This is a genomic window from Comamonas sp. DB36, from assembly GCF_057914905.1.
On the sequence record NZ_CP196631.1, the window covers coordinates 2,242,910 to 2,254,889 of the forward strand.

Here is an 11,980-nt window from a genome sequence, read left to right on the forward strand (position 1 = left end):
ACCGAATTGCTTATTGCTGGATGACGGCAGGGGAGGCCACGCCGGGTTCCAGGGCTGCCGTGATTTTGTCGGCGTCCTCGGTCGTGCAGATGTCGGCCGTGAGGTTCAGGCCCTTGGCACGTGCATAGGACTCGCCGCCTGCCTTGTCGATGGCCATCATGGTGTGCATGCACATCTGGCCTTCTTCGACGCAGCGGTTCAGGACCGTGTGGTAGAGCTTGGGGTCGACATTGCCGAAGCGTTCGACCGGGTTGCGCTCGCTGGGCTTGGCCAGTGCGAGGTAGCTGTCGCGGTCGAGCGTCTTGCCTTCGGTCTTGGCCTTGGCGATCCACTCGGCGAAGCCTTCGTTGCTCAGGCCGTGGAACTTGAAGGTCATGCCCGAGAAGCCCGCGCCGCTGTAGTGCGAGGACATGCCCTTGTAGACGCCTTCCTTGTTGATCACGGCGTTGAGTTCGGTCTGCATGCCGGGCATGGCATAGATCATGCCGGCCAGGTCAGGCACGTAGAACGCGTTCATCGTGGTGGTCGACGTCAGCTTGAAGTGGATGGGGCGGTCGACCGGCGCAGCGAGTTCATTGACCGTGGCAATGCCTTGCTCGGGGTAGAAGAACAGCCATTTCCAGTCCATGGCCACGACTTCGACGGTCAGCGGCTTGACGTTCTCGGCCAGCGGACGCTGGGCGTCGATGCGGTCGAGCGGACGATAGGGGTCGAGCTTGTGGGTGCTGATCCAGGTGATCGCACCAAGGATGATCACGATGATCAGGGGCGCCGTCCAGATGATCAGTTCGAGCTTGGTCGAATGATGGAAGTCTGGATCGTATTCGGCTTCGGTGTTCGACTGGCGGTATTTCCAGGCGAAGAAGAACGTCAGCAGAATCACCGGAACGATGATGATCAGCATCAGCAGGGTGGCCAGCATGACCAGATCACCTTGCTGCGCGGCGATATCGCCTGCGGGGTTGAGAACTACGGCTTTGCTGCAGCCGCTCAGAGCGGCGACAAGCGCAGTAGCTGTGAGCCACGCAGGCCCACGGATTTCCTTGGATTGAAGCATGTCATGGGCGCGCCAGAGCGCGCTTAGGTGTAAACGTGAGATTGGAACCAGCGTAAATGTAATAAAAAGGAGCAAATTGTCGATTGGACATTTTGTCCCACGTCAAGACGTGGGTGTATTGCGCCATTCTTGGTAGATCAGCGGATTTCGATGTAGGCGGGTAAGCCGAACCGATGTCGGCGGGCTTCATGCCCGCCGGGGTGAGGGGCTGGCGATGGCCGGGCTGTAGTTTTTGGCTGACGCGTTCAGGCGCAAAAGCCGCACCAGGCCCTGTCGTTGACCAGCGTAGAAAGAGCTAGTCATTGAAAGGGAGCATCTCTATGAGCGCAACCGGTTACACAGCATTGTCTGCAGGGGGCCGCGAAAGCCCCGAAGCACTTTCCCGCGCCGATACGGACGAAGAGGTCAGCCCTGGTGATATCGCGGTCGGCGTGATCATTGGCCGGTCGTCCGAATATTTCGACTTCTTTGTGTTCGGCATCGCCTGCGTGCTGGTCTTTCCCGCACTGCTGTTTCCCTCCTTTTCACGTCTTGACGGCACGCTTGCGTCGTTCGCCATCTTTTCGCTGGCCTTCATTGCCCGGCCTTTCGGTACCGCCATCTCCATGGCGGTGCAGCGGCGCTGGGGTCGCGCCACCAAGCTGACGCTGGCGCTGTTCCTGCTCGGCACTTCCACCGTGGGCATGGCCTTCCTGCCCGGCTACCAAAGCCTGGGCATCTGGGCGATCGTGCTGTTTGCCGTGCTGCGCATAGGCCAGGGCCTGGCGCTGGGCGGCTCCTGGGACGGCCTGCCGTCGCTGCTGGCGATCTCCGCGCCGCGCGAGCGCCGCGGCTGGTACTCGATGCTGGGGCAACTGGGAGCGCCCGTGGGCTTCTTCATGGCCGCAGGCCTTTTTGCCTACGTCTACGAGAACATGAGCGCCGAGGAGTTCCTCTCCTGGGGCTGGCGCTTCCCGTTCTTCGTCGCCTTCGCGATCAACGTGGTGGCGCTGTTCGCGCGGCTGCGGCTGGTCGTGGGCCAGTCGTTCTCCCATCTGCTGCACCAGAATGAACTCGAGCCGGTCAAGGCCTCCGAAGTGGTCGCAAACGAAGGCCGCAACGTGGTCATCGGTGCATTCGCGGCGCTGGCCAGCTTCGCGCTGTTCCATCTTGTGACCATCTTCCCGCTGTCGTACATCGAGCTGTATTCCGAGCAGCCCGTGGGCGACGTGCTGCGCGTGCAGATGCTGGGCGCGGCTGCAGCCTGTGTGGCGATGGTAGCTTCAGGCTGGCTCGCCGACCGCTTCGGGCGGCGCAACACGCTGGGCACGATGGCCGCGCTGATCTGCGTGTTCAGCTTTGTCGGTCCCGGCCTGCTGGGCAACGGCCAGGGCGGCAACAACACCTTTCTGATCGTCGGCTTCATCCTGCTGGGCCTGTCCTACGGCCAGGCCTCGGGCACGGTCACTGCGAACTTCACGCCGCGCTACCGCTACACCGGTGCGGCGCTGTCGGCCGACATGGCCTGGCTGGTCGGTGCGGCTTTCGCGCCACTGGTCGCGCTCGCGGTGTCGGCCCGCTTCGGCCTGTTCGGGCTGGGCATCTACCTGCTGTCGGGCGGTATCTGCACGCTCGCGGCGCTGGCGATCAACCGCGCGATCGAAGCGCGCGATAGCGAGTGATCACCCCCTGAGCGCCTGCGCGGCATGGGCCGCCCGCGCTTGCCCCTCTCAACCTTCGTTGGAGGGGGCGGCAGCCTCGCTGCGGGGCTGCCCTTGCGCGCTGCCCCCATGCTGGGGCACGCCAGTTTCCAGAGGGTTGCGCGAAGGCCATGGAGGCAAATTCAACTGCCGTCAAAATCGGGCCGCACAAATCTATAATGGAAGATTGTCCCGCTGCACAGCGGCGCGCCTTTTCATGCGAGCGTGCAGGCGCTGCGCACTTCCAAACCATACGCCATGAGCCAACCCACTTTTTCCGTTGCCGAAATCAGGAAGTCGTTCCTGGACTTCTTCGCCTCCAAGGGCCACACCATCGTGCCGTCGAGCTCGCTGGTGCCGGGCAACGACCCGACGTTGATGTTCACCAATTCGGGCATGGTGCAGTTCAAGGACGTGTTCCTTGGCACGGACAAGCGCCCCTACACCCGCGCCACCTCGGTCCAGGCCTGCCTGCGCGCCGGCGGCAAGCACAACGACCTGGAGAACGTGGGCTATACGGCCCGCCACCATACGTTCTTCGAAATGCTGGGCAACTGGTCGTTCGGCGACTACTTCAAGCGTGAATCGCTCAAGTGGGCCTGGGAACTGCTGACCGAAGTCTACAAGCTTCCCAAGGAGCGACTGCTCGCGACCGTGTACGCCGAAGACGACGAGGCCTACGACATCTGGACCAAGGAAATCGGCCTGCCGCCCGAGCGCGTGATCCGCATCGGCGACAACAAGGGCGGCCGCTACAAGTCCGATAATTTCTGGATGATGGCCGACACCGGTCCCTGCGGCCCCTGCTCGGAAATCTTCTACGACCATGGCGACCACATTCCCGGCGGCCCTCCGGGCAGCCCCGATGAAGACGGCGACCGCTTCATTGAAATCTGGAACAACGTGTTCATGCAGTTCGACATGGACGAGCAGGGCCGGCTGACCAAGCTGCCCGCGCCCTGCGTCGACACCGGCATGGGCCTGGAGCGCCTGGCCGCGATCCTGCAGCATGTGCACAGCAACTACGAGATCGACCTGTTCGCGGCGCTGATCAAGGCCGCGGGCCGCGAGACCCATGTGGCCGACCTGAGCAATCCTTCGCTCAAGGTGATCGCCGACCATATCCGCGCGACCTCGTTCCTGGTCAGCGACGGCGTGATTCCGTCGAACGAAGGCCGCGGCTACGTGCAGCGGCGCATCGTGCGCCGCGCGATCCGCCACGGCTACAAGCTGGGCCAGAAGACGCCGTTCTTCCACAAGCTGGTCAAGGACCTGGTGGCCGTGATGGGCGACGCCTATCCCCAGCTGCGCGAGCAGGAAGCACGCATCACCGAAGTGCTCAAGGCCGAGGAAGAACGCTTCTTCGAGACCTTGGCCAACGGCATGGAAATCCTCGACAGCGCGCTCGCGGGCGACGTCAAGGTGCTGCCCGGCGACGTGGCGTTCAAGCTGCACGACACCTATGGCTTCCCGCTCGACCTGTCGAACGACGTGGCGCGCGAGCGCGGCCTGAGCGTCGACGAAACGGGTTTCCGCGCGGCCATGGAAGAGCAGAAGAACAAGGCGCGCGCGGCTGGCAAATTCAAGATGGACCGTGCGCTTGAATACACGGGCGCGGCGAACGCCTTCACGGGCTACACCCAGCTCGCCACCCCGGCCAAGGTGCTCGCGCTCTACGCCGACGGCACCAGCGTGCAGTCGCTGGCCGCGGGCCAAAATGGCGTCGTGGTGCTGGACAACACGCCTTTCTACGCCGAATCGGGCGGACAGGTCGGCGACGAAGGCCTGATCACGGCCGACGGCGTGCGCTTTGCCGTTCAGGACACGCTCAAGATCAAGGCCGACGTGTTCGGCCACCACGGCACGCTGGAGTCCGGCAGCCTCAAGGTGGGCGATGCGGTCTCGGCCGAAGTCAACACCGAAGTGCGCGCTGCCACCATGCGCAACCACTCGGTCACGCACATCATGCACAAGGCGCTGCGCGAAGTGCTGGGCGACCATGTGCAGCAAAAGGGCAGCCTGGTCAACGCCGAGCGCACGCGTTTCGACTTCACGCACAACGCGCCCGTCACCGACGCGCAGATCCGCGAGATCGAGCGCCGCGTCAACGCCGAGATCCTGGCCAACAGCGACACCCAGGCGCGCGTGATGGACATTGAGAGCGCGCAGAAGACCGGCGCCACCATGCTGTTTGGCGAGAAGTACGGCGAGACCGTGCGCGTGCTGGACATCGGCTCCAGCCGTGAACTGTGCGGTGGCACGCATGTGCAGCGCACGGGCGACATCGGCCTGTTCAAGGTCGTGGGCGAAAGCGGCGTGGCCGCGGGCGTGCGCCGCATCGAAGCCGTGACCGGCGCCAACGCGCTGGCGTACCTGCAGTCGCTCGAAGAGACCGTGGGCCAGGCCGCGGCCGCGTTCAAGGCACCGGCCAGCGAACTCAATGGCCGCATCGGCCAGGCGCTCGAGCAGATCAAGGCGCTGGAGAAGGAAATCGCCGCGCTCAAGGGCAAGCTGGCGTCCAACCAGGGCGACGAACTGCTGACCCAGGCCGTCGAGATCAAGGGCGTGAAGCTGCTGGCCGCACGCCTCGAAGGCGCCGATGCGAAGACTCTGCGCGACACCATGGACAAGCTCAAGGACAAGCTGGGCAGCGCGGTGATCGTGCTGGCAGCGGTCGACGGCGACAAGGTGCAGCTGGCCGCGGGCGTGACCAAGGATTGCATAGGCAAGCTCAAGGCCGGCGAGCTGGTCAATCATGTGGCGCTGCAGGTCGGCGGCAAGGGCGGCGGCAAGCCCGACATGGCGATGGCCGGCGGCACCGATGCCGCGGCACTGCCTGCGGCGCTGGCTTCGGTCCAGGCCTGGGTGACTGAACGCCTTTGAGCGTAATCTCCAAGGGTGCGCCTTGCGCGGCGCACCCGGTCTGAAAACAGCAACCTGATTTCCGAAGGAGACGGCATGGTCGTGCTGCACACCGTCGTGGCCATTGCGCTGGTCATCGGCCTGATCATCTGGCTGCGTGTGGAACCGGTCATCTCCCTGGTGCTGGGCTCGCTCTATCTGGGCCTGGCCAGCGGCGTGGGCTTTGCCGGCACGCTGACCGAGATCACCACCGGCTTTGGCGAAATCATGGGCAAGGTGGGCCTGCTGATCGGCTTCGGCGTGGTCATAGGCTCGCTGCTGCACGCGACCGGCGCGTTCGGGCGCATGGTGCAGGCGCTGGTCTCGGCCGTGGGGGCCAGGCGACTGCCCTATGCGATGGCGGGCGCCATGTCGACCATCTTCCCCTCCATCTATGTCGACGTGCAGGTGGTGCTGGGCGCGCCCGTGGCGCGCTCCGCGGCGCCGCTGCTCGGGCGCAACGGCCTGCCGCTGCTCGCGGGCGCGATAGGCACGGGCATCTTTTCGGGCTATGTGTTTGTCGTTCCCGGCCTGGCCGTGATCCTGATCGCCGGGCAGATGAACGTGAGCCTGGGCGCGTGGCTGATCGGCGGACTGTGCATAGGCCTGGCCACGGCGCTGCTGACCACCTTGCTGTTCAGCCTGCTGCTGCGCACCAACTACTGGAAGCCCGAGACTGACGAGGACGCGAGCGATGCCATGCTGGAAACCGAGGCCAGCGATGCGCAGGCGCCGGCATCCGGTGAAGGTCCGGGCCTGCTGCTGGCTTCGGCGCCCATCGTCGTGCCGCTGTTGATGATTGCCTTTGGCGCCTTCGCCAAGCTCGCGGGCGTCTCCAACGAAGTGATCAGCTTCATAGGCAATGCCAACCTGGCCTTGTTCGTCGGCCTGCTGGGGGCTTACTTGATGGCGCGGCGCTGGATAGGCGTGGAGCGCACCAGCGAGGCCTTGACCGACGGCTTCAAGACCAGCGGAGAAATCCTGCTGATCACCGGGGTAGGCGGCTCGCTGGGCGCGATCATCACGGCCTCGGGCATGGGCGCCGAGCTGGGCAAGCTGTTTTCGGCCGATGCAGGAGGTCCGGTGCTGCTGAGCATCGTGCTGGCCTGGTTCATTGCCGCCGTGTTGCATGTGGCCATAGGCTCGGTGTCGGTCGCGGCGCTGACCGCGGCCAGCATCATCGGCCCGGTGGCATCGCAGATCGCGGTCTCGCCGGTGATCATAGGCTTCGCGATTGCCTCGGGTTCGCTGTTTGCCGTGCAGGTCAACAGCAACTTCTTCTGGATGTTCAAGGGGCTCATGGGCCTGTCGACCAAGGGTGCGCTCAAGACGCTGACCATGGTGACGTCGATGGCCTCGCTCGCTTCGCTGGCGTTGGTGCTGCTGGCCAGCGTGTTTGGCTGAAGACCTGCATTTTCTCCTGGCCATCTTCGTTGCTTGTGCGGTTGAGATATAAACCAGGCTGGTTTGTATCGGGTCGGTAATAAGAATGAAAGATATCAGGAGCATGGATCTCAACCTGCTCAAGGCGCTGGACGCCTTGCTGGACGAGTGCAATGTGACCCGCGCCGCGGCGCGCCTGGGGCTGACCCAGCCGGCGATGAGCGGCATGCTCACGCGGCTGCGCGAAAGTTTTGGCGACCCGCTGTTCGCGCGCGCCCAGCGCGGCATGGTGCCCACCCAGCGCGCGCTGGACCTTGCGCCGTCCATCAAGCAGGTGCTTGCGGGCATAGACGCGCTGCTGCAGCCGCCGGTGTTCGATCCCTCGACCGCGCGCCTGACCTTCACCATTGCCGCGACCGACTACGCGCTGCGCGCGATTGCCGTGCCTTTTCTGGCCGTGCTCAAGCCGCTGGCGCCGCACATGCGCGTGGCGCTGGTGCCGCTGAGGAACGGGCAGGTGCAGACCCAGCTCGAGCGCGGCCAGATCAGCCTGGCCTTGCTGAGCCCCGAGAACACGCCGCCCGATCTGCATGCGCGCGTGCTGTACCACGAGCGCTATGTCTGCGTGCTGCGCCAAGGCCACCCCGCGGCGACCGGGCGCAGGCTCACGCTGGAGCAGTTCTGCGCGCTCGACCATGCGCTGGGCTCCTACGAGGGCGGCGGTTTTTACGGCGTGACCGACGAAGCGCTGGAGAAGCTGGGCAAGCGGCGCAATGTGACTGTGTCAGTCAAGTCCTTCCTGATCCTGCCCGACATCCTGCGCGCCAGCGACATGGTCGCCATCCTGCCCAGCCGGCTGGTCGCGGGCCAGGACGGATTGATGGTGTCCGAGCCGCCGCTTGACGTTCCCGGATTCACCAACACCGCGGTCTGGCATGCGCGCACCCACAGCGACCCCGCGCACCGCTGGCTGCGCGAACTGCTGGTCAGGTCCTGCGCCGAAACGCAACCGGGCTGATATCGATTGCGCTGATGCGAATCATAAATTTATAGCATTTGATTTATTTCAGCAGCGGCGCAATTTGTGCCTATGGGTCCACAGCATTCGCCGTGTCGAATGCCTGGGCTCGCGGCCGTTCGCGCCGCCCCATTTCCCTTTCAGCCCAGAAGAAAATCAGCATGTCCGCATTGTTCTCTCCGTTCACCCTCAAGGACGTCACGCTGCGCAACCGCATCGCCGTGCCGCCGATGTGCCAGTACAGCGCCGTCGACGGCTTCACCACCGATTGGCACCAGGCCCATTACACGTCGATCGCGCGCGGCGGCGCGGGTCTGGTGATTGTGGAAGCCACGGCCGTTTCGCCCGAAGGCCGCATCACGCCGGGCTGTACCGGGCTGTGGAATGACGCCCAGGCCGAAGGCCTGGCGCGCATCGCCGCCTCGGTCAAGACCGCGGGCGCCGTGCCCGGCATACAGATCGGCCATGCGGGCCGCAAGGCCAGCGCCAACCGGCCCTGGGAAGGCGACGACCATATCCCCGCGGATGACGCGCGCGCCTGGCAGCCGATCGCGCCTTCGGCGATTGCCTTCGGTGGCGGCCTGCCGCGCGTGCCCACGGAAATGACGCTGGCCGACATCGTGCGCGTCAAGGCCGATTTCGTGGCGGCCGCACGCCGCGCGCGCGACGCGGGCTTCCAATGGCTCGAGCTGCATTTCGCCCATGGCTATCTTGCGCAAAGCTTCTTTTCCGCGCATTCGAACCAGCGCACCGATGCCTACGGCGGCAGCTTCGACAACCGCGCACGCTTCCTGCTCGAGACGCTGGCCGCGGTGCGCGAGGTCTGGCCGCAGAACCTGCCGCTCACGGCGCGTTTCGGTGTGATCGAGTACGACGGCCAGGATGAGCAGACGCTGTCTGAATCGATCGAGCTGGTCAAGAAAATGCGTGCCGGCGGACTGGGCCTGCTCAACGTCAGCGTCAACTTCGTGATCCCCGACGTGCAGATTCCCTGGGGCACGCCCGCGTTTCTCGCGCCCATCGCCCAGCGCGTGAGCCGCGAAGCCGGCCTGCCGGTCGCTTCGAGCTGGGGGATAGACGACCCGCAGGTGGCCGAGCGTGCCGTGGCCGAGCAGCAGATGTCGCTGGTGATGATTGGCCGCGCGATGCTGGCCAATCCCCACTATCCGTATGTGCTGGCCCAGGCGCTGCAGCAGCCGCGCCCCGACTGGACGCTGCCCGCGCAATACGCGCATTGGCTCGAGCGCTACCGCGGCGCGGGCAAGAAGGCCGTGCAGTAAGAAGTCCGGGGAGCGTTACTCGAAATCCGAGTAATCATCCTCGGAATCGTTCGATACAGACAGGTCTGTCCACCCCTAGCATGGGACCATCCTGTCTGAATTCCTATCGAACATGTCTCTGCTCACCCGTCGCCAATTCGCCTTTTCCGCCGGCGCGCTGTGGCTCGCCGGTGCAACGAATGCATCGGCCGCCACCGCCGCCTATCCAACGCACGCGGTGTCCATCGTCGTGCCCTACGCCGCGGGCGGCGCTGCCGACCTGCTGGCGCGCATCCTGGCGACCAAGCTCGGCGAGCGCTGGGGCCAGCCCGTCGTGGTCGACAACAAGCCCGGCGCCTCGGGCCAGAGCGGCACCGAGTTCGTCGGCAAGAGCAGGGGCAACCCTTACCGCCTGCTGCTGGGCACGCAGGCGGTGTTTGCCGTGCTGCCCACGCTGAGCAACCGCGCCGACTTCAACGTCAACGCCGATTTCTCGCCGATTTCGCTGCTGATCAAGATGCCTTCGGTGATCCTGGTGCCCAGCGCAAGCCGCATCGCTTCCCTGGCGGAACTGGTGGCGCTGCTGCGCGCCGGCCCGCCCAACGCCTACTCGTTCTCGTCAAACGGCGCCGGCACCTCCCAGCAGCTGATTGCCGAGGACTTTCTCGGCCGGCTGGGCGTCAAGGCCGTGCACGTGCCCTACAAGGGCAGCACCCAGGCGCTCACGGCGCTTGCGGGCGGCGACCAGATCCTGCTGAGCGTGGACAACATTCCTTCGGCCCTGCCGCTGCTCCAGGCCGGCAAGATCAAGGCCCTGGCGGTGACGACCACGGCGCGCGCGCAGCAGCTGCCCGACGTGCCCACCGTGGCCGAGACCCTGGACGGCTTCGACCAGTCGACCTGGATGGGCCTGATGGCGCCGCCTGGCATTCCCGCCGATGTGCAGCAGTTCCTGAGCCGCGAAGTGCGCGCTGCGCTGGCCGACGCCGACGTGCGTCGCCAGTTGCAAGCCCTGGCCTTTGTGCCGCAGGGCAGCGCGCCCGACGAGTTCCGTTCCTTTGTCAACCAGGAAACGGCGCAGTTCAAGAAGCTGCTGGCCCGGTTTGATCTAGCGCAGAACTGAGGAGTGGGCATGACAGCGAACACCTTTGCCGTCGCAGGCACCATCGAAGGCCCCAGCGCCTGGACACGCGACACGATTTCTCCCGATGACTGGACGCTGGCGTTTCCCGCCGAATGCGTTGCCGAGCTGGCGCAAGCGGTGCGCGCTACCAATGGCCACGCAGGCGCGCTGCACACGCTGGGCCGCGAAGGGCTGCAGCTCGATGCCTGCCAGGCGTTTGCCGCGCGGCTGCGCGGCGATTACCTCGACAACGGCCCGCTCTTTGCGGTGTTGGACGGACTGCCGGCGGCGGCTTTTACCGATGCCGAACTGACCCGGGCCTACTGGCTGTTTTCAGGCCTGGTGGCGCGCCCCGTGGAGCAGACCTACCAGGGCACGCTGATGTTCGATGTGCGCGATACCGGCGTGGGCGGGCAGATGGTGCCGGGCTCGGGCATTCGCGCGACGATCACCAATCTGGACCTGAACTTCCACAACGACAACTGCTTCAACAGCGCCATGCCCGACTATGTGGGCCTGCTGTGCCTGCATCCGTCCAGGACCGGGGGCATCTCCAAGGTCATCAGCTTCCACACGCTGCACAACATCCTGCTGGCGGAAAACCCCGAGCTGCTTGAAAGGCTGTATCAGCCCATCTGGTGGGACCGGCACCGCGAGTTCGGCCCGGGCGAGGCGCCGTATGTCGCCAATCCGGTGTTTGACGCGGCCAACGGCCGGCCGCGCGCGCGCTTTTCCAACTACAACATCCGCGGCGGCTACCGGCTGCGCGAGCAAGCGCTTGATCCGGCGCTGGAGCAGGCCATGCAAAGGCTGTTGGCGCTGTTTGCCCGGCCCGAGCTGCAATGCCAGTTCCACATGCAGGCTGGCCAGATCCAGTATGTGAACAACCGCGCGATCGCCCATGCGCGCAGCGAGTTCCAGAACGGCGACACGCCCGAAGAGCAGCGCCATCTGGTGCGGCTGTGGCTGCGCGAGCACGGCCGGGTCGGCTACGAAGGCTGAGGCGCAGCGGTGCGTGATCACATCGTCGAGACCGCGAGCCGGCTTTTCTACCAGCATGGCGTCAAGACCGTGGGCGTGGACCGCGTGATCGCCGAAGCCGGCATCGCCAAGGCCACGCTCTACCGCCATTTCCCGAGCAAGGAACAGCTGGTCGTCGCCTATCTGCAGGCACGCCATGACGCGGTGATGCAGTCCATGGAGCAGGGGCGGCTGGGCGGCCAGGCCGGTGCCAGCGCGCGCGTTCTGCGCTATTTCGAGATACTACAGCGCAAGGCCGGCAGCCCGGAGTTTAAGGGCTGCGCCTTTTTGCTCGCGCTGGCCGAGAACGAGAATTCGGCGCCCATCAAGGAAGTCGTGCTGCTGCACAAGCAGACCATCCTGGAGATGTTCCTGGCCGAGCTGCCCGAGGACCTGCCAGCCCGCGTGCCGCTGGCGCGGCAACTGGCCTTGCTGTACGACGGCGCGCTGGCGCAGATCATGGTCCAGCGAAGCCCCGAGGCCGCGCAAATCGCGGCCCTCTGCGCTGACAGCCTGCTGCAGGCGCAGCTCGGCCGCTAG

At 65.3% G+C, this 11,980-nt stretch carries 9 protein-coding genes; 8 read left to right on the forward strand and 1 reads right to left on the reverse strand.

Annotation, left to right across the window (positions count from 1 at the left end):
• Positions 1-10: 10 nt before the first annotated feature.
• Positions 11-1,057 (reverse strand): ubiquinol oxidase subunit II, encoded by a 1,047-nt coding sequence (cyoA, locus tag ACSVDO_RS10385; RefSeq protein ID WP_332539605.1) that lies wholly within the window; start codon positions 1,055-1,057, stop codon positions 11-13.
• Between the two features lie 320 nt (positions 1,058-1,377).
• On the opposite strand from cyoA, the gene ACSVDO_RS10390 reads away from it, so the two are divergent.
• The 8 genes from ACSVDO_RS10390 (at position 1,378) to ACSVDO_RS10425 (ending at position 11,980) form a co-directional block, all read left to right on the forward strand.
• Positions 1,378-2,718 carry an MFS transporter gene (locus ACSVDO_RS10390; protein ID WP_332539604.1) on the forward strand — a complete coding sequence of 447 codons (1,341 nt, stop codon included), beginning with the start codon at positions 1,378-1,380 and terminating at the stop codon, positions 2,716-2,718.
• Between the two features lie 276 nt (positions 2,719-2,994).
• Positions 2,995-5,619 carry an alanine--tRNA ligase gene (gene alaS, locus ACSVDO_RS10395; protein ID WP_489591947.1) on the forward strand — a complete coding sequence of 875 codons (2,625 nt, stop codon included), beginning with the start codon at positions 2,995-2,997 and terminating at the stop codon, positions 5,617-5,619.
• Positions 5,620-5,694: 75 nt separating this feature from the next.
• Complete coding sequence (locus ACSVDO_RS10400) at positions 5,695-7,041, forward strand: GntP family permease (protein WP_489591948.1); 1,347 nt, start codon at positions 5,695-5,697, stop codon at positions 7,039-7,041.
• Between the two features lie 85 nt (positions 7,042-7,126).
• Complete coding sequence (locus ACSVDO_RS10405; RefSeq protein ID WP_332535810.1) at positions 7,127-8,038, forward strand: LysR family transcriptional regulator; 912 nt, start codon at positions 7,127-7,129, stop codon at positions 8,036-8,038.
• Between the two features lie 161 nt (positions 8,039-8,199).
• On the forward strand, positions 8,200-9,318 hold the full coding sequence (locus tag ACSVDO_RS10410; RefSeq protein WP_489591950.1) for an NADH:flavin oxidoreductase/NADH oxidase: 1,119 nt from the start codon (positions 8,200-8,202) through the stop codon (positions 9,316-9,318).
• Positions 9,319-9,430: 112 nt separating this feature from the next.
• A complete protein-coding gene (locus ACSVDO_RS10415) occupies positions 9,431-10,420 on the forward strand; it encodes a Bug family tripartite tricarboxylate transporter substrate binding protein (protein WP_489591952.1) in 990 nt (329 codons plus the stop codon).
• Positions 10,421-10,429: 9 nt separating this feature from the next.
• The gene (locus ACSVDO_RS10420) at positions 10,430-11,422 is read left to right on the forward strand and encodes a TauD/TfdA family dioxygenase (protein ID WP_489591954.1); all 993 of its coding nucleotides are present in this window, start codon (positions 10,430-10,432) and stop codon (positions 11,420-11,422) included.
• 9 nt (positions 11,423-11,431) lie between these two features.
• Entirely contained in the window at positions 11,432-11,980 is a 549-nt protein-coding gene (locus ACSVDO_RS10425; RefSeq protein WP_489591956.1) for a TetR/AcrR family transcriptional regulator, read from the forward strand.